General features: G+C 39.3%; 21 protein-coding genes and 1 pseudogene. 18 read left to right on the plus strand and 4 right to left on the minus strand.

Going from position 1 to position 23,766, the window contains the following annotated elements; all coding sequences use genetic code 11:
- Positions 1-58 precede the first annotated feature (58 nt).
- Positions 59-2,155, plus strand: a complete 2,097-nt coding sequence (locus BkAM31D_RS07800) for a (Fe-S)-binding protein (protein WP_066152277.1) — start codon at positions 59-61, stop codon at positions 2,153-2,155.
- An 83-nt stretch (positions 2,156-2,238) separates the two neighbouring features.
- Here BkAM31D_RS07800 and BkAM31D_RS07805 read toward each other — a convergent pair whose 3' ends face one another.
- Complete coding sequence (locus BkAM31D_RS07805) at positions 2,239-3,675, minus strand: amidase family protein (RefSeq protein WP_066152274.1); 1,437 nt, start codon at positions 3,673-3,675, stop codon at positions 2,239-2,241.
- 343 nt (positions 3,676-4,018) lie between these two features.
- Here BkAM31D_RS07805 and BkAM31D_RS07810 point away from each other — a divergent pair, with 343 nt between their 5' ends.
- Both BkAM31D_RS07810 and BkAM31D_RS07815 read left to right on the plus strand, forming a co-directional pair.
- Positions 4,019-4,471: a GNAT family N-acetyltransferase gene (locus BkAM31D_RS07810; RefSeq protein WP_066152271.1), complete on the plus strand. Its 453-nt coding sequence runs from the start codon at positions 4,019-4,021 to the stop codon at positions 4,469-4,471.
- 130 nt (positions 4,472-4,601) lie between these two features.
- Positions 4,602-5,042: a VOC family protein gene (locus tag BkAM31D_RS07815; RefSeq protein ID WP_066152663.1), complete on the plus strand. Its 441-nt coding sequence runs from the start codon at positions 4,602-4,604 to the stop codon at positions 5,040-5,042.
- Positions 5,043-5,183: 141 nt separating this feature from the next.
- On the opposite strand, the gene BkAM31D_RS07820 is transcribed toward BkAM31D_RS07815, so the two are convergent.
- From BkAM31D_RS07820 to BkAM31D_RS07830, 3 genes are all read right to left on the minus strand, one after another.
- Positions 5,184-5,966, minus strand: a complete 783-nt coding sequence (locus BkAM31D_RS07820) for an IclR family transcriptional regulator (RefSeq protein WP_066152268.1) — start codon at positions 5,964-5,966, stop codon at positions 5,184-5,186.
- Between the two features lie 13 nt (positions 5,967-5,979).
- Positions 5,980-6,711: an IclR family transcriptional regulator gene (locus tag BkAM31D_RS07825; protein ID WP_066152265.1), complete on the minus strand. Its 732-nt coding sequence runs from the start codon at positions 6,709-6,711 to the stop codon at positions 5,980-5,982.
- A 102-nt stretch (positions 6,712-6,813) separates the two neighbouring features.
- A complete protein-coding gene (locus BkAM31D_RS07830) occupies positions 6,814-8,031 on the minus strand; it encodes a CynX/NimT family MFS transporter (protein ID WP_066152262.1) in 1,218 nt (405 codons plus the stop codon).
- Between the two features lie 334 nt (positions 8,032-8,365).
- Between BkAM31D_RS07830 and BkAM31D_RS07835 the strand changes: the two genes are divergently transcribed.
- The 15 genes and pseudogenes from BkAM31D_RS07835 to BkAM31D_RS07905 all read left to right on the plus strand — a co-directional run bounded on the left by BkAM31D_RS07835 (position 8,366) and on the right by BkAM31D_RS07905 (position 23,766).
- Positions 8,366-9,595, plus strand: coding sequence for an FAD-dependent monooxygenase (locus tag BkAM31D_RS07835; RefSeq protein ID WP_066152260.1), 1,230 nt, complete (start codon positions 8,366-8,368; stop codon positions 9,593-9,595).
- Between the two features lie 83 nt (positions 9,596-9,678).
- A complete protein-coding gene (locus BkAM31D_RS07840) occupies positions 9,679-10,104 on the plus strand; it encodes an acyl-CoA thioesterase (protein ID WP_174521902.1) in 426 nt (141 codons plus the stop codon).
- Between the two features lie 35 nt (positions 10,105-10,139).
- The gene (locus BkAM31D_RS07845) at positions 10,140-11,093 is read left to right on the plus strand and encodes a fumarylacetoacetate hydrolase family protein (RefSeq protein WP_066152257.1); all 954 of its coding nucleotides are present in this window, start codon (positions 10,140-10,142) and stop codon (positions 11,091-11,093) included.
- Positions 11,093-11,581 (plus strand): DinB family protein, encoded by a 489-nt coding sequence (locus BkAM31D_RS07850; protein WP_066152254.1) that lies wholly within the window; start codon positions 11,093-11,095, stop codon positions 11,579-11,581. Before BkAM31D_RS07845 ends, BkAM31D_RS07850 begins: the two co-directional genes overlap by 1 nt.
- Positions 11,582-11,599: 18 nt before the next feature.
- A pseudogene (locus BkAM31D_RS07855) lies at positions 11,600-12,720 on the plus strand (cupin domain-containing protein).
- Positions 12,721-12,761: 41 nt separating this feature from the next.
- Positions 12,762-13,349, plus strand: coding sequence for a hypothetical protein (locus BkAM31D_RS07860; protein WP_066152246.1), 588 nt, complete (start codon positions 12,762-12,764; stop codon positions 13,347-13,349).
- 254 nt (positions 13,350-13,603) lie between these two features.
- The gene (locus BkAM31D_RS07865) at positions 13,604-14,959 is read left to right on the plus strand and encodes a xanthine/uracil/vitamin C permease (RefSeq protein ID WP_066152243.1); all 1,356 of its coding nucleotides are present in this window, start codon (positions 13,604-13,606) and stop codon (positions 14,957-14,959) included.
- Positions 14,960-15,080: 121 nt separating this feature from the next.
- On the plus strand, positions 15,081-16,349 hold the full coding sequence (locus BkAM31D_RS07870; protein WP_218017027.1) for a flavin-dependent oxidoreductase: 1,269 nt from the start codon (positions 15,081-15,083) through the stop codon (positions 16,347-16,349).
- Positions 16,346-16,654, plus strand: coding sequence for a Dabb family protein (locus BkAM31D_RS07875; protein WP_066152241.1), 309 nt, complete (start codon positions 16,346-16,348; stop codon positions 16,652-16,654). Before BkAM31D_RS07870 ends, BkAM31D_RS07875 begins: the two co-directional genes overlap by 4 nt.
- 274 nt (positions 16,655-16,928) lie before the next feature.
- The gene (locus tag BkAM31D_RS07880) at positions 16,929-17,528 is read left to right on the plus strand and encodes a 2-hydroxyacyl-CoA dehydratase family protein (protein ID WP_180319895.1); all 600 of its coding nucleotides are present in this window, start codon (positions 16,929-16,931) and stop codon (positions 17,526-17,528) included.
- 14 nt (positions 17,529-17,542) lie between these two features.
- Positions 17,543-18,100, plus strand: a complete 558-nt coding sequence (locus BkAM31D_RS07885; protein ID WP_085449755.1) for a 2-hydroxyacyl-CoA dehydratase family protein — start codon at positions 17,543-17,545, stop codon at positions 18,098-18,100.
- Positions 18,097-19,398, plus strand: coding sequence for a 2-hydroxyacyl-CoA dehydratase subunit D (locus BkAM31D_RS07890; RefSeq protein WP_066152236.1), 1,302 nt, complete (start codon positions 18,097-18,099; stop codon positions 19,396-19,398). The genes BkAM31D_RS07885 and BkAM31D_RS07890 overlap by 4 nt, the downstream gene beginning before the upstream one ends.
- Positions 19,398-20,618, plus strand: coding sequence for a CaiB/BaiF CoA transferase family protein (locus BkAM31D_RS07895; RefSeq protein WP_066152234.1), 1,221 nt, complete (start codon positions 19,398-19,400; stop codon positions 20,616-20,618). Before BkAM31D_RS07890 ends, BkAM31D_RS07895 begins: the two co-directional genes overlap by 1 nt.
- Positions 20,619-20,893: 275 nt before the next feature.
- Complete coding sequence (locus BkAM31D_RS07900; RefSeq protein ID WP_066152231.1) at positions 20,894-22,519, plus strand: ABC transporter substrate-binding protein; 1,626 nt, start codon at positions 20,894-20,896, stop codon at positions 22,517-22,519.
- Between the two features lie 131 nt (positions 22,520-22,650).
- Positions 22,651-23,766, plus strand: coding sequence for a CapA family protein (locus BkAM31D_RS07905; RefSeq protein ID WP_066152228.1), 1,116 nt, complete (start codon positions 22,651-22,653; stop codon positions 23,764-23,766).

The raw sequence follows: 23,766 nt of genomic DNA on the forward strand, positions 1-23,766 counted from the left end.
GCTGTCATCTGAACTATTGGTGGACAACCACAAAGCCTAATGATGTTGAGGTGTACAGATGGAAACATTACAAATTATCAATCTCATATTCTTTTTACTTGTGACAGGTTATGCCATTTATTTATTTGCTACATTGGTGAAAACACGTTATGAGTATATCAAACTAGGGAAAAAAGCAGAATTCGATCATACGGTACAAGAACGGTTTGAAGCGGTTCTTGTAAATGTATTTGGCCAGAAAAAGCTTTTAAAGGACAAGAAGAGTGGCGCGATCCATATTATGCTCTTTTATGGATTTTTGCTTGTGCAATTTAGTGCAATTGATGTCATTTGGAAAGGATTAGCATTTGGATCACACTTACCGCTCGGGCCTGTCTATCCATTTTTTACGCTCTTTCAAGAGATGGTTGTTGTCATGATTTTAGTGGCCGTTGTTTGGGCTTTTCATCGCCGCTATATTGAAAAGCTCGTTCGCTTAAAGCGCGGATGGAAATCAGGTTTGGTTCTGATCTTTATCGGTGGTTTAATGATTTCCAAATTAGTTGTAAAAGGCATGGAGAAGATTTGGTTAGATAAGCCGTTAACAGGCTTTGAACCGATTGCTTCTGGAATTGCCACTTTGTTTTCTGGAATTGGCCCTACGGCAGCGGCAGTGTTGTTTTTCGTATTTTGGTGGCTGCACTTATTGTTTTTATTAACGTTTTTAGTGTATATCCCTCAGTCAAAGCATGCACATTTAATTGCAGGACCTGCCAATGTGTATTTAGGTCGAACGAACAAAGTTGGCCAACTTTCAAGCATTGATTTTGAAGATGAAACTCAGGAAGTATTCGGTGTAGGAAAAGTCGAGGACTTCAACCAGAAGCAATTACTAGACTTATATGCCTGTGTGGAATGTGGACGCTGTACGAATATGTGTCCAGCCTCTGGGACTGGTAAAATGTTATCTCCAATGGACTTAATAGTAAAAATTCGAGATCATTTAACTGAAAAAGGAGCTGCTATTACGTCACGTTCGCCGTGGTTGCCAGCTTACGCCTTTCATCATACAAAAGGCAATCAAATCGCTGCAGGGTCTGCAGCAGGTGAAGAAGTGGCTGCTGGTTATGACGTTAGTTTGATAGGTGATGTCATCACGGAAGAAGAAATTTGGGCTTGTACAACATGTCGCAATTGTGAAGATCAGTGTCCAGTGATGAATGAACACGTTGATAAAATCATTGATCTGCGGCGATACCTCGTTTTAACGGAAGGGAACATGGACACAGACGCCCAACGCGCAATCACGAATATTGAACGACAAGGAAATCCATGGGGGATTAGCCGGAAAGAGCGGGATAATTGGCGTAATGGACGTGAGGATATTCATGTGCCGACCGTAAAAGAATTAGAAAAAGCTGGTGAAGACTTTGAGTATTTGTTTTTCGTCGGTTCTATGGGTTCGTATGATAAACGAAGTCAAAAAATTGCGCAATCATTTGCTAAAGTGTTGAACGAAGCTAATGTCAAATTTGCGATAATCGGCAACAAAGAGAAGAATAGTGGTGATACTCCGCGTCGGATTGGAAATGAATTTTTGTTCCAAGAACTAGCAACCGCTAATATTGAACTGTTTCAAAAGCACGGAGTTAAAAAAATCGTTACAATTGACCCGCATGTATATAATACATTCAAAAATGAATATCCAGAGTTCGGACTTGAAGGAGTGGAAATCTACCATCATACAGAACTTTTAGCCGAGTTACTCAAAGAAGGAAAGGTTAAACCGACGTATGAGGTGAATGAGACGATCGTCTACCATGATTCTTGTTATCTAGGTCGTTACAATGAGATTTACAGCCCGCCTCGCGAAATACTAGAGGCCATTCCGGGTGTAAACATCGTAGAAATGGAACGAAACCGTGAAAATGCTATGTGCTGTGGTGCGGGTGGAGGAATGATGTGGATGGAAGAGACTGTCGGACAACGCATCAATGTTGCACGTACAGAACAAGCGCTTGCTGTCAAACCAAGCGTGATCGGCAGTGGTTGTCCATATTGCTTAACGATGGTTAGCGATGGAACGAAAGCAAAGGAAGTAGAGGAACAAGTGAAGGCACTCGATTTAGTTGAAATACTAGAAAGATCAATTGTCAAAAGAGAAGAAATTGCATGATGAGGATCCTATGAATGAATAGGGCTTAAATGGTCTAAGAGACCTTTTAAGCCCTATTTTTCTTTTTTGTCATTCAGAAACTCTTACCTAGGATCGATAGGAGTTTGAATTTTCGCATGGGCTTCAATAACTTCCGCCGCATCAAATAAAGTGTCTTCTCGAAAACGTCTTCCTAAGAGCTGAACGCCAACTGGGAGATCATCCACAACAGCAGTTGGAACAGACATAGCTGGGAACCCAAGAACTGGAATGGCCATCATCGACCATTGTGCATCCATACAACGCCTCATGCTTTCAACACTTACTAAATCGGCATCTTGTTCAAATGCCTGGTCAGTAGAAACGGGCATAAGGAGGATGGGGTATTCTTGTAAAAACTCTTGAAGTTGAACAATTAATGTTCCGCGACGTGAATACCCTTTGATATAATCGGATAGCTTTGGTTCTTCTCCCCACCATTCTTTTGCATTGGAGAAATAATGAAATGCTGCCTTTTTCATTCCTTCATCACCGTATTGCTCTACAAGCGGCAAAGCGGTTCTAAAATCTTCTAATACTAGTAAATACCATAGCCTGTAGGCTTCTGCAAATAGAGGGAGATGGACTTCTTCGACAATATAACCAGCTTCTTCCAACTGACTAGCAGCATCATTCAAAGCTTGATTGACAGCTGGTGAAGGTTTGGCAACACCAACATCTCGTAAAAGGCCAACTCGAATTGGTTTTTGAAGAGGTTCCCCTAATAATGGTACGGAAGTATGAAGGGGATCCCGTGGATCAAACTCACTCATGCATGAGAAAGCAAGACGAAGGTCTGCAACATTGCGTGCAAGTGGTCCATCCGTAGACATTAATTGAGTAGAAGGTGATTGATCTCCGCTTGGAGGCCCATACCAACCAGGAATTCTTCCCATTGTTGGTCGGATTCCAGCAATTCCACATGCGTAGGCAGGGTGGCGAACAGAGCCACCGATATCATTTCCGTGTCCAATTGGCATCATTCCTGATGCGACAGCTGATGAGGCCCCACCACTTGACCCGCCAGGCGTACGTGTTTTATCCCACGGATTCAACGTTCTACCATGCAAATCATTATTAGTAAACCATCGAAAACTAAAGGCTGGTGTATTACTACGACCAACAATTACAGCTCCTGCTTTCCGTAAGTTCGCTACTGGCGGACTGTCTTTCTCTGCAATCTGATCTTTGAATGCCAAAACACCGTCTGTCGTTGCATGCCCAGCTTGGTCAACGTTAACCTTTGTAGAAACAGGCACCCCATGTAATGGTTTAAGCACCTCTCCTTTTTTTACAGCAAGATCTGCTTGATCGGCTGCAGCCAGTGCCTCCTCTGCATGAACTTCAACTAGAGCATTAAGCGCAGGGTTCACTTCCTCAATCCTATTTAAACAGCTGCTGACAGCTTCTCGCGATGAAATAAGTCCTGTTCGAATACCATGTGCCAAATCAGTTGCAGACCAACGCCATAATTCATCCGTTCTCTTATTAGTATATTCCATCTTGAAATCGCCACCTATCTATCATTTTTTTAATTGATATTGGAAACATAATGAAAAACTTGCTAACTAAAAAAGAAAAGTGTAGATGATTGCTAAGAGCTATTTTTCTAATAACGGTTCCTATCACCCTCTAGTTTCAGTGTTTTTCGCAATTACTACATTAATAATTAAATGATTAGGAAAGCGTTTTCATTCTTTTTATTTCAAAATCTTTCTAAAATATATAATGGTAGTCGAAAACGAAAGAGTATAATGAATGAAAGGTATCTATTTAAAGTGAACGAATAAGATAATGAAAAAGAGTTAGCTTTGAAGACGTTAAAATATTGATAAAGGAGAAAATATGGATATTAGATTACTAAATAGAAATGAAAATCCGCCTATGGATTTATTAATATTAGCGGATCCATCACGAGAGATCGTTGCGGACTATTTGAGGAGGGGAGAATGCTATATTGCGGAGATGGAGAAGCAGATTATTGGAGTTTATGTACTACTTCCAACAAGACCTGAAACTGTGGAGTTGGTAAACGTTGCAGTTGCGGAAAAAATTCACGGTCGAGGCATAGGGAAACGACTAGTCATGCATGCAATTGAAACCGCGAGAGGAAAAGGATACAAAACCATTGAGATCGGAACTGGAAATTCAAGCATGGGCCAACTAGCCCTATATCAAAAGTGCGGGTTTAGAATGACTGGTATTGATATAGACTTTTTTGTTAAACATTACCGCGAGGAAATTTTCGAGAATGGGATTCAATGTAAGGATATGGTTCGTCTGTCTCAGGAGTTATAAAATATACTGATGAGGTGGATTGAATTTATGTCTCAACCTTATTAGAAAAACTAATTTGTATAATGAAATGGTCAAGTTGGAAGAATGGGGAAAAGAAAATATCTTATCTTCTAGAAGGAGTGTGTTCATGATGATCGGTGTAGAAATGAATATGGTTGTGAGAGATAGCTTACAAGCATTAGAATTATACGAAAAATTATTCGATATCGAGCGTATCGAGGTTTCAAACTTCCCTCGTGGTGAAAATGAGGTAGTCTTCAGTCTATATGATGTTCGCTTTCATATGTTAGATGAAAATCCTAAGTTTCATTTAATCGCACCAACTCCTGATGATCCTAAAACTAGTTGGGTGAATGTGACTGTTCCAGATATTAACGTGACCTATACAAATGCGATAAAGTTAGGTTGTACAGAGATACAACCAGTGACCGAGATGCCTGATTATGGAGTATCAAACGCCATATTTATGGATCCTTTTGGTTATATATGGATGCTGCATCAAGTACATAAAGAGGTTAGTCATGAAGAGCGTATACAGCTTTGGGAAAAAAATAGGGAGAATGAACAATAATGAAGCTGAACATTGATGTGAAATAACGTTGAGCAAACATCTTCATTATTTTGTTGTTTATAAAATTAGTGAAAGCAAATAGAAAGAGTAGGCGATGGCTGGAAACAGCGATCGCCTACTCTTTAGCATATGTCCCATTTTTCAATTTCCGGAATAATAATACCCTAATAGCTCTGAAATTTCTTCCGCTGCTTTTATCATCTTTTCAATGAAAAATGGATAGTTGTCTTCCGTTATCCGTGTTTTTGGACCAACAATCGCTAAGGAGGATACAACTTCTTCTGTGTAATCGCGAATAGGCGCGGCAATACTGACAAACCCTTCATAAAATTGATCAATTGCAAGAGCATAGCCTTGCTCTTTAATAGTCCTTAGCTTTTCTTTAAGAATAGTAGGGTCGGTAATCGTTTTTGATGTATAAGGGTACAGTTCATTGCTTAACACTTGGTTGATTCGATCTTCGTGCTGATAAGCTAAAATGACTAAACCCTCACTAGTACAATGAATGGGGTTTCTTCTCCCGATTCTAGTCACAAGGGGGACGGTTGCCCGGTTCTCAACACGTAACAAGTACACAACCTCTGTTTTTTCTAATAAACAAATATGAGCGGTTTCTTGAACGCTATTGACTACTGATTGTAAGATCGGTAATGCTTCTTGATAGATTTCTGTTTGGGTCGTTATTACACCGCCCAATGAAAGAAGGGAAAGGCCAAGGCGATAGCGATTTGTCCGCGGGTTCTTCGTTAAGAAATTTTCTTGGGCAAGTGTTTTAATTAAGCGATGCGCTGTTCCTTTAGGTATGCCTAAATTCTTAGCTATTTCTGATACGCCGAGTTCATTTTGATTTAGCTTAAATAAGCGCAAGATCTGCATCGCATTTTTTACGGAAGAGAGTACGTTTTGATCTGTGTTTTTCGACATGTTCTCTCTCCTTCTACGACCTTAATTTAATGGCGTTTGATAGTGTCGCACTTGCTTCTACGACTTTTTTGATAATGTCTTGTTTGATGTGATTAACCCTTTTTAAGGGACCACTGACATCAATCGCAGCGACAACCTCTTTTTTAGGATTGTATACAGGTGCAGCAACTGACCAGATTCCCTCATCGAGCTCCTCGTTGCTAACTGCATACCCTTGACTTTTTACTTCGTTTAATTTTTCTTGTAATACGATTGGATCAGTAATCGTCTTGTTTGTATACTTTTTCAAATCAATCGTAAATGGTTCCTTTTGATAAGCAAGTAAAATTTGTCCGCAACTTGTGCAATGAAGCGGGTTCCTCTTACCAATATGTGAATTCAGATGCACCGGAAATTCACATTCAACCTTTTGTAAATAAATAAGACTATTTCCTTCGATAATTCCAAGGTGAGAACTTTCTCCAGTTGCCCTTGTTAGCTCTCTTAAAATCGGGTTTGCATCTCGAATGATTTTCATTTGTGACGTTACCGTATTGGTTAAGGCTAAAACCGAGACACCAAGGCTGTATGAATGATTGAGCGGGTTCTGGAGGACAAATCCTTCACTTTCTAACGTTTTTAAAAGACGGTGTGTTGTGCTTTTTCCGAGATTTAATTTATTCGAAAGGGACGTTAATGAAAGTTCAGGCTCATCAGATGAGAAACATTTCAATAAACGTAAAGCATTCTCTAATGAAGTAAACATCTTTTTCTCCTACGACATTTTCTCTTAATAGTTACAATATATCACAAAAGAAAGAGTTCCCAACCTATTTGAAGGAAACTCTTATTATGAAAGTATTAGAAATTAAAGGCGATCATGATCAATTGTCTCGTTTTTCCCAGCTCCAAGTCCCATCATGACCATTATGACAGAAACAATCGTTAGGAGAATTAATGGTGCTGTTCCTGAATGAGTGAAATCGAGAATAACCCCAAGTAAGATTGGTCCGCTTGCAGCAAGTAAATATCCAATTGATTGGGCCATTCCTGAAAGTTCAGCTGCTTGTCTAGGATTTGTCGTTCTAAGTCCTATAAAGGTAAGAGCTAAGCTGATAGAAGCTCCTTGTCCGAGTCCAAGTAAGATCGAGCTTATTGTTAAGGCAAATGAGTGACTGCTTACAATAATGCCTGTAAGTCCTGATAGATAAAGGATTCCGATTACGACAACAATGGTTCTTTGATTTCTGAAACGATCAGCGAGAATAGGGGTTAAGAAAGTCACAGGAAGTCCGGCTACTTGTAACATAGCAACCATCCAGCCAGCTTGAGAGATTGTTAAGCCTTTGTCATGAAGGATTTCAGGTAACCAAGTAATTAAACAATAAAATAAGAAAGATTGAAGTCCCATAAAAAGGGTAACTTGCCATGCAATTTTTGATTTCCAAATAGTGGTTTTCGGTAATGTACTGTTTTGGAGAGAATTACTATAAAAGTCTCGATGAAACTGCTGATACCATAAGAACAAACCGATAAAGGCAATAATAGTCCAAGCCAGTAAGGATTTTTGCCACCCTAAATGAAGACCTTCTGATAAAGGAATACTTAACCCCGATCCAATTGCAGCAAAAATGCACATGGCAGTTGTGTAAATTCCAGTTATCAAGCCAATGTTTTCAGGGTATCTACTTTTTATAATACTAGGTAACAAGACATTTGCTAGTGCAATTCCAACCCCGACTAAAGCGGTACCGGTAAACAACAAGAACGTTACACCTGTTGAGCGGATCATGATTCCTGTTATTAATGTTAGTAATCCGACTAGGATCATGGTTTCGTTGCCAAAGCGGTATCCTAATTTAGGCGCAATAAAGGATAGAAGAGCAAAAGATAATAAAGGTAAAGTAGTAATCAAACCAGCTAACCCATTTGATAGTCCGAAATCGTCCCGTATTGAACCAATTAATGGACCAACCGCTGTAATGGCTGGACGTAAGTTAAATGAAACAAAAATGATAGCTGTTAATAGTAAGATTTTTTCTTTTGACGTAACTTCTTTTGGGTAAGATAGTGAATGGTTTTCCATTAAGTAAACTCCTAGCTCGATGTAATTTTACAAACTACCCTCAATTATATTGACTCATTTCGAATAAGACAATATGACGATAACTAGAATGATAGCTGAAACGGTCTTCTTACTAGTTTAAAAGCTCCACTTTAAGCTTGAGAAACTAGCGTACGCTTGATTAACAGGCCAATCGTTTTTTCAGTAACAATCAGTAAGAAAAAAAGCTACAAAAAAAAATAAAAAGCGTTCCGCATAGAGGAACATCACTCTATAGTCAGCAGCTTCCAAACACTATAATAAAACCATAAAGAACGAAAAGCCGTAATACATTAACAGTTTGGAGGAAAAGAAAATGAGCAGAGTTGAAAAGCGTGAAGTTATAGTAGTAGGAGCAGGGCCAGTAGGGTTAACGGCAGCACTTGCTTTAAGAAGTAAAGGGATTTCAGCGACAATTATGGAAGCGGACCCAAAAGATCGACCGCGTCCAGGAAGTCGAGCGATCTACCTTCATAAAGCAACCTTAACTCACTTAGAAGAAATCTCTCCTGGGCTAGGATTTACTCTTTCAAGAAATGGAGTTTCATGGCCTATCAAACGGACATTTTTTCGCGGAACAGAAGTGTATGTAAGAAATTATGGTGTTACTGATATGAACCACCCGACGAAATTACCACCTTTTACGAGCTTGCACCAAGACGAAATAGAACGTCATATGTATGAAGCTTGTATAGCTGCTGGAGTTGAGTTTGTTTGGGGTACACCTGTTAAAGATGTCCAAACGAGCGAAGATGGAGCTGTAATAACAACAGAAACTGGTGATAAGTGGGAGGCACAGTATGTAATTGGTGCCGATGGAGCACGTTCCGCTGTGCGTGAATCTGTCAATCTTAAATTTGAAGGACCGCGTACAAAAGATACCTTCTTAGTAGTAGATGTGAAAGAAGATGAGGAAAATCCGCTTCCACTTGAACGTGTTTTCTATTATCAGCATCAAGCAATGGGTGGGCGAAATGTCATGCTTGTTCCATTTAAAGGAGGATGGAGAGTAGACTTACAGCTGCTTGAAGATGATAATCCAGATGATTTTACGACAATTGAAGGGGTTAAAAAGTGGTTGCCAAGCGTAATGGATGCTAAATATGCTGAGCGGATTACATGGGTGTCAACTTACCGTTTCCACCAAGTTGTGGCAAACTCTTTTACAGATGAAAACGGGAAAGTCCTTCTTGCAGGGGAAGCAGCTCACTTATTTGCGCCATTTGGAGCTCGTGGTTTAAACTCCGGTGTTCCGGATGCTGTCATTGCGGTAAAAGGAATCGAAAAGGCATTACAAGCAAATAGTCGTGATGAAGCGTATGAAGCGATCAGTGCTGCAGCGAAGGAACGAAAAATTGCGGCTGAATGGAATCGAAATGGTTCGACAACAGCGCTAAATCATCTTCAAGGAAGTTCTTCTTATATGAATATGAAGCGTGAATTGGCGGCTGCCTTAACACCTGTTGTACCGAAATTAGGCAGATGGTTAGATGAAGGGCCATATGGACCGAAGTCAGGGCCACCTGAGTTAACAACAAAATATTAATCATTCATTTTATCAATCTACCTTCACGGTATATGGAGGTAGATTGAGAGTATATAAGTAACAATTGGTTGGGAGATAGTCTTATGAATAAAATTGATTACCAATTTAAAGTGAATTTTGGCGATACAGATGCTGCTGGCATTGTTTTCTATCCTAATTATTATCGCTGGATGGATCAAGCGACCCATCATTTTTTTACGACTTTAGGGTTTCCTACGTCAACCTTAATAAGAGATGAGAAAGTCGGGACACCAATTATCGAGTCAAAATGTAATTTTAAATTCCCCCTTTTCTTTGATGATGAAGTGACGATTGAATCGACGATGACAGAAATGAAAGAAAAGGTGTTTACAATTGAACACGTCTTTCTAAAAGACGGGAACAAAATAGCGGGAGGCTATGAGGTTCGTGCTTGGTGTGACATAAGTGGAGAAAGACCAAAAGCAATAGCTATCCCAAATGAAGTCAGAGATGCAGTAGAGAAGATGAAGCTAATAGCTCAATCATAATTGTAAAACGAGAAAAAGTCAGGAGGACGTCAACAATGAAATTAGTTAATTACCGTTTAGGAGAAAGCGTACGTGCAGCAGCGATAGTAGGGGAGCAAGTAATTGATTTAAATCATGCGTATGTAGCGATGTTAGAAGCACAAGGGCAAGCTAGAGCAGAAAAGGTAGCCGAGGCATTGGTGCCTGCCAATACAATTGAATTCGTTGAGGGAGGAGACAAAAGTTTAGAAGAAGCATATAAAGCGATTGAGTTTGCTCAAACAAACGAAGCGAACAATCCGAAAATTGTCTTGAATCAAGAAGATGTCAAAATTGAAGCTCCTATCCTTAAACCTAATAAAATTATTTGCGTAGGTCACAATTACCGCGAACATATTCTTGAAATGAAACGTGAACTACCACCATATCCAGTTATTTTTGCGAAATTTAACAATGCGATTATAGGGCCGGAAGACGATATTCCATACTCACCTATTACGGAAAAATTGGATTATGAAGCAGAGTTTACATTTGTTATTAGTAAACAAGCGAAAAATGTTTCGAAAGAAGAGGCTTTGGATTATGTAGCTGGTTACACAATTGTAAATGATGTAACAGCTCGTGACTTGCAACGTCGTACGCTTCAATGGCTCCAAGGAAAAACATTAGATGGAAGTGCGCCAATGGGACCTTGGCTCGTTACGAAAGATGAAATACCGAATCCTCATGAGTTAGAAGTAGTGCTAACAGTAAATGGAGAAGAAAGACAACGTTCTAATACTGCGAATCTTGTTTTTGATGTGAACTATTTAGTAGAGTTCTTATCTAACATCATGACATTAGAACCAGGTGATGTCATTTGTACGGGAACTCCAGGAGGGGTAGGAGTAGCGCGTGATCCTCAAGTCTTCTTACAAGATGAAGATATTGTACGAATTGAAATTGATAAAATTGGCGCGTTAGAAAATAAAGTGAAATCAGTCAATGCTGCAGTTAAGGTGGGAGAGTAATGAGTTTGCTAGAGACATATCAGAAAGAGATGAACGAAGCTGTCGAGCAAATCATAAACAAGGTAGAAGACTTGTCAGAAGACGTTATTCGACACAAACCATCTAAAGAAGAATGGTCAATAATGGAGATTATCTGTCATGTCGAAGAAGTAATTCCTTATTGGATGGATGAGTTAGTCCGAGTTGTTGAAGCCAAAGGGACCGAATGGGGGAGAGGTCTTCAAGACGAAGCGAGACTAGCAGCTGTTGCTCAATCTCCAATGCGAGAGGTACCTGATGTTTTAAAAGGTATTAAAGAAGCTCAACAATATGCAAATGATCAGTGGACGAAATTAAGCGATCAAGATTTAGCTCTTGAAGCTCCTCACCGTAATCCTAAATTTGGTGTTAAACCGATGACATTTTTAGTGGAGCATTTTATTACAGAACATCTATTTAATCATGGTAAGCAAATCGATCGTAATCTTTCAAAAATTAACGAGCAATAAAGTGGGAGGGAATCTGTTATGGCAGAAGCTAACGCTTTTTTCAAAAGTAAGGAAGTTCAAGACTTTAACCGAGAAATTGAACAGTATCACTTAGGGCCTTTATGGAATGCAATTCCTGATTTGATGCATAAACAACCAAAACCAGAAGCAATTCCTTATTTATGGAAATGGGAAGTGCTTGAAAAGAAACTACAAGAAGCCACTCAAATATTTACACCTGAAAGAGGGGAGAACGTAGAGCGATTTATTTTCAAAATCCAGGCTTTCAAAGCAGGCAGCCTTGGGGTTGGGCTTCGACGACGAATACGCTCTATGCAGCTGTCCAACTTATCTTACCTGGTGAAGAAGCTCCTTCTCATCGCCACACACAAAATGCGATGCGTTTCATAACAAATGGAAGTGGAGCGTATTCAATTGTTGAAGGTCAAAAGATTTATATGGAAGAAGGAGACTATTTAATTACGCCGGGCGGGCTTTGGCACGGTCATGGCCATGAAGGTGATAAGCCGATGATTTGGATGGATATTTTGGATATTCCAATGATTTATTCAGCGGCTGGAACGTTCTTTGAAGGTCACCCAGATGGATTAGAGAAGCCTTCTCTACCGGATAATTATGGTTTAAGAAGATACGAAGGAGGATTGGTGCGTCCGCTTTCAGATCGAACACCACAGATTGCACCAGTAGGTTCTTATAAATGGGCGCAAACAGAGGCTGCACTTAATGGTTTAAGTGCCTTTGAACCTGACCCGTTTGATGGTATTGCAGTTGAATATATTAATCCGTCCAATGGGGCAACTGCGAACCCAACAATGGGTGCTTGGATTCAGAAGCTTCCAATAGGTTTCCATTCGAAAGCACACCGTCATACGAGTTCGGCGATCTATCATGTATATGAAGGCGAAGGATACAGCGTCATTGATGGGGTTCAGTTCCACTGGTCCAAAGGAGATTATTTTGTTATTCCGAACTGGGCTTGGCATGAACACGTCAATACGTCAGGGAACGATGCAATCTTATTCTGCTCAAATGACATTCCTATTATGGAAAAATTAAATCTACAAAAAGAAGAAGCTTATGAAAAAAATAATGGATACCAAGAAATAACGGGTGAATTTTCTCCTAAGCTTGTGAAGTAGAACAACTTCTTTATATTTACGTTGATAAGGAGAGGATTAGAGTGGTAACGACCGTACAAGATATTAATGTTGATATTTATGGGCCTAATGGAAAGAATGTAGCGAACCTAGTTGCTCGTCTTTCACAAATTGACTTTTATCACGCTCTTGGCGAGAAACAGAGTCAAGTTGCTGTTGAAAAAGTGGTTCATTCATTTATGGATGCATGGAAAGAAGAAGATTATCAGGTTGTTGGTTTAACGAAAGAGGAGCTTTCACCATTTTTAGAAGAGATGAGACTAGAAGCAAGTCCTTTATGGAGCAAATTGCAAGAAATTCCTGTTGCAATTAAGCAGAAGTTAGAAGAAACCGATCGAGTTGATTTATTATCACTTGCAAATGATGTTATTCCTGAACAAGTATTTCACCAAGCGTACGATGGAAGCTTTAAACAATTAGAGACGATTGGCCGTACAGCTATTAGCACCTTTACTGGAGCTGGCATGTACATTGCTGGGTTAGCCGTAGCGTGGGAACTAGTAGGTGACCTACCAAAGTGGCAAACAAATCCGTTCCTACCGTTAATTGAGCTAATGGAAAAAGGACATCTACCATTAGGTCTATACGATGGAAAATTTTATATCATTTAATAGAAATGACAGTAGGGCAAAGTTCTCCATGAACTTTGCCCTTTTGACGTTTATATAACAAAATCTATTCCATCAGTCATTATGTTGGAAAATATTCTTAGACATCCTATACGGTATAGGTTTTTTTATTCGTCAAAAAAAACTATAATTCACCTATAGAAGTATTTGAAAGCGCTTAACATCGATAGAGGGAGGACATTGCGTAACAGTTTCCTTTACATATTGAAATACTAGGGAAGACATAGGAGGTAACTATGAATAAAAATCGTAACGAATTGCCGTACTGGCCATTAGGTCCTTTTAAAATTCGACTTCCGTTTTTACATTATCGACTGGAAAAACCAGAAATTATTCAAGGATTTGTTTTATTTTCAATTGGCTTAAGTATCATTCCTCTTTTGCAATCTCAAGTTGGAATGTCTTATGAAGCAGCCTTAGCGGTCGTGATTGTTATGCAGATTACGATGATTATGCAGACGGCACTTGGATCACCTTTCGTTCCAGGTTTAATTACTCCTATAATTCCGCTAATCGTGATCTTTCTTGGTAATTTCGAGCCGGGTCCAGAAGCCATACAAGCTCTCGTTGCGGTTCAATTATTAGTAGCTTTTATCTTTTTATTGTTCGGTATTACCGGGCTCGGGAAGCTATTGGTAACTAAGTTATCTCAATCTTTAAAGGCGGGTATATTAATTGGGGCTGGTCTAGCTGCTTTCATTGGTGAATTCCAGCCAGGTGGAAGAGTTGCGGAGACGCCGATTTCATTAATCATTGGCGGGGCAATTTGTCTCTTTATTATGTTCTCACCAACATTTAAAGAACTTTATCAAAAGAGTTCGATTGCAAGATTTATAGCAAACTATGGTATTATGCCTGCAATCTTAATCGCGATTGCGATTGGAATGTTAGTGAAAGAATATCCTACTCCAACCATTGAGTGGGGGATTACGGTACCAAATTTTGTTGAGTTGTGGAAATATACTCCTTTTGTGATGGGCTTTCCTAGTTTAGATGTATTTCTACTAGCTCTTCCGATCGCTATTATGGGTTATATTATCGCGTATGGAGACATTATTGTCGGAACTTCACTCGTAGAACGAGCTGAAAGATTTAGAAAAGATGAGGTTATTGAGAATAATCTTTCTGCGCTTCATTTAATTACATTTATTCGAAATCTTATTCATGCTCTTTTTGCACCACATCCTGGTCTGGCTGGTCCGATTTTCACTGCTGGAACAGCTTCGGTTGTCGAGAGATATACGTATGGTAAAAAGGCAATGCAATCGATCTATTCTGGAACAAATACGCTAGTTCTCTCATTGTTTGTAGCTTGCTTTGTCTTGCCTTTAGTATCCTTTTTTCAACCGTTTCTACCAATTGCACTATCAATCACATTAATATTAACAGGCTATCTATGTATCACTTTAGGAATGGAGCAGGTGACGACTAATATTGGACGTGGGGTTGCGATGATTATGGCAGTTGTTCTTGCTGTATATGGAGCAGCACACGCACTCGTTGTCGGAATTATTCTCTATTTTGTGATTGAAAGAGGATGGGCTAGCGCAACAACAAATGAGAATGAGAAAGAAAATAAGAAAGTAAGTTAACAAAGGATAGGTGAATAGGCACCTAGTATGAATTCTACACAAAGGATAGAGTACTAGGTGTCTTTTTAATAAATTTTTCATAAATATAATTTAACATTCATCTCAATTGGAGGGGGAAATAATGAATAAAGTGAAGAGTGCAATTATCGTTGGAGCCGGTATTGGAGGGCTTATTTCTGCCTTGAGACTTTACCGCGTTGGCGTATCAGTGCGGTTGTTTGAAAGTGTGGAGAATATTCGTGAATTAGGTGTGGGGATTAATTTACTTCCTCATGCAGTAAAGGTCCTTACAGAGCTCGGATTAGATGAAGAGTTAAAGCAAATAGGGATCCCTACTGCTGAATTAATTTATAATAATAAATTTGGTCAGAAAATATGGCAAGAGCCTAGAGGCATAAATGCAGGTTATAATTGGCCGCAATATTCTTTACACCGTGGACGCCTACAAATGCTCTTACTTAATGCAGTTAAAAAAGAATTAGGGGAAAACGTCGTGTTCACAGGGCACCATTTTGATTCCTTTCAACAGTTTGACGATCGTGTTGAGGCAAGCTTTATCAATCGGAAAACGGGAGAACATGTTGGGACGTATGAGGCAGATATAATGGTAGCAGCAGATGGCATTCATTCGGTAGTTAGAAAGTTCTTTTATCCGAATGAAGGATTACCGAAATTCAGTGGCCGAATCTTATGGCGTGGATTAACGGAATCTAGTTCGTTTCTTACTGGAAAATCTATGATCATGTCAGGTTTCCAAGATCAAAAATTTGTCGCATACCCAATTTGTCCTCAAACAGCAAGTAAGGGATCATCTCTTGTGAACTGGATTGCCGAACTAAAAGTAGATGGAGATGCACCACCAAGGCATGATTGGAATCGAAAAGTCGATAAACAAATTTTTGCTCCAGCTTTTTCTAACTGGAAGTTTGATTGGTTGGATGTACCGAAATTGATAGAGGAAACAGAAATTGTTTATGAGTTTCCAATGGTAGACCGTGATCCATTACCAAAATGGACTTTTGGCAGAGTTACATTATTAGGTGATGCAGCTCATCCGATGTATCCGATTGGTTCGAATGGTGCCTCTCAAGCGATTCTCGATGCGGACGCATTAGGAGAGGCAATCGCTAAACATGCGAATGCCGAAGAAGCTTTAAAAGCTTATGAAACAGCAAGACTGCAACCAACGGCATCCATTGTGTTAAGCAATCGTCAAAATGGTCCAGAGAGTGTGATGCAAATTGTAGAGGAACGTGCACCAAATGGATTTGATCAATTACATGATGTGATATCTCATCAAGAGTTAGAGGGTATTGCTAATAAATACAAAAAAATTGCAGGTTTTGAAAAACAAACACTAAATAGTAAAGCAGGGGTCGCATTAAAATGATTCAGCATATTGTTCTAGTAAAATTTAAAAATAAGATTGCGGTAGAACAGAGAGAAGAGTTGATTCAAAAATCAAAGAAATTAAAGGAACATATTGTAGGAATAATTGATATCCAACAAGGTTTTAATTTTTCTGATCGAAATCAAGGGTACGAATATGCCGCTACCATCCTTTTTAAAGATAAACATGCTTTAGAACAATTTGGATCCCATCCCAAACACCTAGATGTCGTTTCGTATTTGCGAGAGATTGGTCTAGATGATATCGTGGTTGTTGATTTTGAAACAGAGTACCCTTTTAAGTGATTTTTAAGAAGATAGATTATTAAAACATGAAAGGACTAAAAAATGTCCTGCTGTAAGCAGGAATTTTTTAGTCTTTTTTGTGTGTGAAAATGCTTGATAGTGCTTGGAGACTTGTGAGGTTGGGCAACGCTCTTTAATAAAATATTGACGTGCAAAACTCCCACCTCCCCCCTAAAAAAGGGGGAGGGCACAGATTTACGGGGATATACCTAAGTTGATTAGTTCTGTACGATTATGTTATCAGTTATTTGTAAATTATGGAGGGGATATCAACGTGAGTCTTGAGCGAATATCAGCACAAAATATACTAGAGGATATCTCTAGTGTCTATCACTATCCTGAACAATATGTAACTAATTCGAACGAGGAGGGGAAAAAAAGAATAGGGTTTCTTGGAAACGACGTACCAGTAGAGTTATTAATTGCAGCTGGATGTATACCTGTTCCCGTTCGAGGGAGTCGAAATAAAGATCCCTACCTAGCAGATGAATATCTTGAAAGTGGTTTTGAACCAAGGGTCAAGATGCAGATGGGGCAGATTGTTAATGGTATTTATCGTGATCTCGACTACCTCATTATATCCAATTCATCGGATGCAGTTATTCGTGTCTATTATTACTTACGTGCATTGAAGTTGGCAGAGCACGATAGGAAATTACCAGAGCTATACTTTTTCGACTTCTTACATTCTAAGGTGAGAAGTGCAACTCTATATAACTTAGATAGGGTGCAAGAGTTAGTTAAAGAACTTGAACAATGGTGTGGGCACTCAATTACGAATCAGGATCTAGTTAATGCTATTAAATTAAGCAATAAGACACGTAGATTACTAAAGCGCTTTTCTTCGCTTAGGGGCCTGAAGCAGCATATGTAAATGGAGTTCAAGCTTTGCAGGTTATCAGTGCAGCCTACCTTTTTCCTCGCGAAGAGTATAATAACTTATTAGAACACTTTTTAGAGGATATAGAGCAACTTAAACAAATTGAGGGGCCTCGCATTTTTGTTACAGGTAGTACACATGAACATACAGAGTTTTATGAATTAGTAGAGTCAAACGGAGCTGTAATTGTTGGGGAGGATCATGATTTAAGTGTAAGGAATTTCATTGGGGAAATGGATACGAATGTCAATCCGCTAGAGGCTATTGTCGACTATTACCATCTCAAACGTGCACTCCCAGCCTCACAATCCACGGTGTCTGAAAGGGTTAAGTCACTAGTTGGAAATGTAAGCGCAACCAGTTCGGACGGAGTAATTTTTTATATTCACCATGCAGATGATGCGCCCTCATGGGATTTTCCAGAACAGAAAAAAGCTCTTGAAAGTATGGGAATACCAGTTCTTTTAATTGATCGCGAGCAGTATAGACTCGTTAATAAAGCAGAAGTCGATCAGAAAATAAAAGAATTTATAAAATTGTTGAAGAGTAGGGGGAGTAAACAATGAGAGAGCTCAAGGGAAAACCGATAGAAAAAGGAAGAGCGAGTGTTAAGCGATTGAAGACTTCTAGTGTAGCAACGTCTTATCAACGCGAATGGTTTAAAAATTTAAAAGAACAAGTGGAGCAAGGAGAACCTTTTGCCTTTGTGAATGCAGACGTTCCACAAGAGATTTTACGTGCAATGGAAATACCATACGTTGTGAACCAGTGGTGGTCTTCGGTATGTTCGGCCAAACAGATGTCTCCATACTATTTAGGTCTATTAAATGAGCACGGTTACCGTCAAGATTTATGTCGATACTGTTCACTTTCACTAGCGACTTCATTTGATCCAACTCCGGAAAATGGACCTTGGGGTGGTCTTCCTCAACCAACAGTAGCGGTAACGAGATTAACATGTGACTCTCAGGCGAAGATTTTTGAACTTTGGTCCCAAAAATTAGATGTACCGTTTTATCCACTTGAAAATACAGTCCCACGTTCGATCCCTAGCAACTGGTGGGAAAAAGCAAGTCATCAATGGGAGGATTTGTTTGAACCACACCGCTTAGATTATATGGTAGAAGATTTTAAAGGTCTTATTCGATTTCTTGAACACCATACGGGTAAAACCTTTAGTGAAGTGAAATTTAAAGAGGTTATGAAACTTGCAAATGAGCAGGCCGAATATAATCGGAAAACACGTGATCTTATTGCACGGATAATCCCTTCTCCTGTAAGTATTACGGATACAGTACCTGCTGTTATGGTCCCTCAATGGCAGCGTGGAACACAATGGGCAGTCGACATTGCGAAAGCATTGTACAAAGAGGTTAAAGAACTGGTTGATCAGCAGAAAGCGGTTTGTGAAAACGAGAACGTTCGACTTATGTGGCTTGGAAGAGGTCTATGGTTTAATTTAGGGTTTTACCAACATTTTGAACAAAAATACGGTGCTGCTTTCATCTGGTCAATCTATCTTGGCCTAGCTGCAGACGGATATGCAAGGTATGGAGAAGATCCATTAAGGACGTTAGTTAGCAGGACGGTTGGGATGGAAGATATGCTTCATATGCCACCATGGAATAGTGATTGGTATGTAAATGAGGCAAAGAGAAATGGGATTGATGGAGTTGTACATTTGATTTCTGATAGCTGTACTCAATCAGCGGGAGGAACGTATTTTGTCAAAAAAGCATTTGAAGATGCGGGCATACCTATTTTACAATTACGCGCCGATCCCGTAGATGCAAGAGGATGGGACGATTCTGCCATGACGGCTCAATTAGAACAATTCATAGAGAACAAAATTGGGGTGAAATAATGATGAAACAAGGTGCTTTAGACGGTGTAGTTGTTTTAGATTTTACGCAATTTGAATCAGGAACGGTATGTACACAGACATTAGCCTGGCTTGGTGCAACTGTTATTAAATTAGAAAAGCCGGGTACGGGAGAGCAAGGAAGGGGAGCGTCGAGGGATCGCCCAAATGAAGATTCTTATGGATTTCTAATTTTAAATAATAATAAGAAATCGGTAACGGTTGATGTGAAAAAACGAGAAGGAAGAGACTTAGTATTAAAAATGGTAGAGAAAGCAGATGTTTTTATTGAAAATTTCTCACCGGGAGTGATCGAGCGTTTAGGTTTTGATTATGAAACACTACGAAGCATTAACTCAGGAATTGTATATGCGCAGATTAAAGGTTTTGGTACAGATGGTCCATACGCTAAATTCCCCGCTTTTGATGCAATCGGTCAAGCAGCAGGAGGAGTCATGAGCATAACTGGCGAGCATGATGGTCCGCCGATGCATGCAGGAGCTAATATTGCTGATAGCGGAGCAGGATATCATTGTGCGATCGCTGTTCTTGGTGCTCTATACCAACGGACAGTTACAGGTGAAGGGCAAAAAGTTGAGGTCACAATGCAAGATGTGATGATAAATTTTAGCCGTTCAGCATGGGGACGGCAAATGGTGACAGGAAAAGAAGCACCCCGTGTAGGAAATGAAATGCCAATGGCGGGAGTTGCTCCTTGTAATGTGTATCCTTGTAAACCTGGTGATGCAAATGATTATGTATTTATTTATACGTCAAGACATCCAGGTAGCAAACAATGGCAAAACTTATTAAAAGTAATTGGCCGTGAAGATTTACTAGAAGATCCACGCTTTACAACACCGGAAAGTCGCTATGAGTACAAAGAAGAAGTGGATCGTTTAATAAGTTCGTGGACTAGTCAACGAACGAAATACGAAGCAATGGAAGTTTTGGGTAACGCGACTGTACCTGCAAGTGCCGTTTTATCGACAACAGATATAAGTGAAGATCTTTATTTGAGGGAACGTGGCATGATTGTTGAAGTTGATCATCCTATTCGTGGAAAGCTAGTCATGCCAGGAAATTCGATTAAATTATCGGCTTCAAATGTTCCGATAGAACCAGCACCTTTACTCGGTCAACATAATGAGAAGCTTTACAAAGAGTTATTTGAGTTCTCTGAGGAAGAGCTGAGTGAGTTACGTGCAAAGGGGGTGATTTAATTCAATGTAACCCTCTTTGTAGTTCATATTTGAGAATTTGTTTTGTTGGGAGTTAGTTTGAAAAATTAAATAATCTAGCATTCTTAAATGTAAGCGCTTAATCAAAGGGGGATAGTAGTACTAATTTGTTGTACCTACAACTGTGAAATTCATCAATAACTAAGTGATAGAGAAAAAACTATACTCAGGTGATCTTTCTCACCGAGTGAAATTGTCAGAGTGTTCCAAAAGGCTATCTCTTTTTAATTAAAATAATTTTGATTTAGGGGGCTAATATGGATTTCAAGAATCTTAACAGGTTTAGATTAACAGTTTTGGCACTGCCATTTATTTTGGTATTACTACTTGGAGCTTGCAGCAATGAAACCAATTCACCATCTGAATCTACTGATCAACACAATTCACCTGACGTTTCAGATCAAACAGTTGAAAATACGTCTGGCGGAGAGCTCAAACTTGCATTATCAGGCGGTGGGCAGGCATTAGCTCCTGCATCTGAATTGAGAACAGTTAATGATCTAATAATTTCTGGTACAACTTTGGAGAAATTAGGAAAATATGATGGAGAAGGTAAGATGCAGCCATTATTGGCGAAAGACTGGGAAGAGAATCCCGAGGATTTAACAATCACATTTGAACTAAATCAAGGAATTCAATTTCACGATGGAACAGATTTTAATGCTGAGGCTGTTAAATGGAATATTGATGAGTTTCTTGCTTCAGGGAGAGCTGAACTAAATGGGATTCAAGATGTGGAAATATTAGGAGATTATACGGTTCAAGTTCAATTAGATGAATGGAATAGTAGCATGTTAAATAATATTTGTCACTTTGTATCGATCACATCACCTAGTGCTTACGAAGAGAATGGTAAGGATTGGGTAAAAGATAATCCAGTTGGTACTGGACCATTTAAATTTGTAAGTTGGACGAAAGATGAATCGGTTGTGTTTGAAAAGAACACTAACTATTGGCAGGAGGGTAAGCCATATCTCGACGGTGTTACCTTTAATTTTATGGCGGATGCAACAACTGCTACATCATCACTACAAGTTGGTGAGATTCATGGTTTTGTAGGTGCACCGGCCCTTTCGGCTAAGGAAATGAGTGAGGTAGAAGAGCTTAAAGTTGAAACATTAACGACAGGGTTGGGGAGCTTAGGGAAAGGAATTATTGGTGATAGTGCTAACCCACAATCTCCATTTGCTGATCCATTAGTTCGAGGAGCATTATCGTATGCAGTAGATAGGGATGCAATTGTTGAAATATTGTACTATGGTCATGCGATTGCTACCAATCAGTGGGGAGTACCTGGTTCACCAACCTTTAATGATGATCTTGACACTACTTATGATCCGGAAAAAGCTAAGGAATTGTTAAAGGAAGCAGGATATCCAAATGGATTTAAGACAACTTTCACTACAAATAATAATGATGCTGACGTAAGCTTAGCAACAGCTATTCAAGGATACTTGTCAGAAGTTGGAATTGATGTTGAATTGAATACAGTAGATAATGCTTTTTTCAGAGAATTAACAACCTCTGCGAATAATCAACCTTGGGATGGTCTAGTGCTGTATAACCATAGAGGTGATTTTGACTTAGGGACATATATGCCAAGAAATTTTAGTTCGCAAGCTACGACTTACGGACATCATCTTACTGAAGTAGAAGAAATCGTAACGTTATTTAATGAAGTAAAGGGCGCGAAAGATTCAAATGAACTAGCAGATATTTCAAAAGACATCCAAAGATTAGTTGCTGTAGATCACGCTCTGGCTACTTTTATATTAGTTGAAGGATTACCATTCATTTCACATGAGTCCGTTTTAGATACCGGAATCAATTTTGGGCACGGTTCAGAGTGGACTCCTGAAAATGCAAAAATTAGTAGTAAATAAACTTGTTTTTAGTTAAAGGGGTAGGAGCACCCTGCCCCTATTTTTTTATAATCTTGCGAACCTTATTGTTTATAGTAGATTAGTTACTAAAGAACTTGTGAAAAATTGAACTTAATAGAAGAGGTGAAAATGTGAGTAAAATAAGTTTGTTAAATGTAGCAGATATTATCCTGGCATCAAATTCTGAACCTTTGTTTTCAGATGTGAAACCAATACTGCTTACAGGTGATGTTGTTGTCGGCCAACTTGAAGTGCCATACACGACCCGTCATCCTAACGCGGTATCATTAGACCGTCCTCCCAACAGCTTGCGGGCACTTAAAAATTGCGGCTTTGACATGGTTACACTTGCTGGCAATCATTTAATGGATGCAGGAATAGAGGGACTTGAAGATACGACACAATGGCTTCGCGATCATGATATTAAATATGTTGGGGCGGGAATGAACATACAGGAAGCAAAACAACCGTCTATTATTGAACGGAAAGGAACAAAAATAGGCTACCTAAATTACAACTGTGTTGGTCCAGAGGAAACGTGGGCACGACCGGATAGACCTGGCTGTGCCTTTGTGAAAATCATAACACATTATGAACTTGATCACGCGACTCCTGGAGGTCCTCCAAGTGTATATACGTGGGCGGAAAAAAGCACATTAGAGTCCATGAAAACTGACATTCATAGACTTCGAGAGAATTGTGATGTCCTCGTTGTATCCCTTCATAAAGGTTTAGGCCATACGCCAGCTAAAATTGCAGATTACGAGAAGGAAGTTTCCTATGCAGCAATTGATGCTGGTGCAGACCTAATTGTCGGACACCATGCTCATATATTAAGAGGAATAGAATTTTATAAAGGAAAACCAATTTTTCACGGGTTGTGTAATTTCGTTGCATATGCACCGATTTTAGCAGCTAAATCAAATGATGCATGGGCAAAAAGAAGAAGGGAATTATTCGGATTTGAACCAGACCCTGAATACCCTACCTATCCTTTCCATCCAGATGCCATCTATACAATGATCGCCCAATGTGAAATTGAGAATGGAAAGATTACAGAAGTAAGTTATGTTCCATTAATTGTTGATCAGGAATCAAGGCCGCTTGTCATGAGAAGAGATACGGACGGACAACGTGTGTTTGATTACGTTGAAAGGATTACACGGGAAGCTGAATTAAATGCAAGATATGAGTGGGCTGAAGATAAAATTTTAGTTTTTGAGAATCCAAACGGCAGGAGTGATTAG

Source organism: Halalkalibacter krulwichiae, from assembly GCF_002109385.1.
Lineage (GTDB): Bacteria > Bacillota > Bacilli > Bacillales > Bacillaceae_D > Halalkalibacter > Halalkalibacter krulwichiae.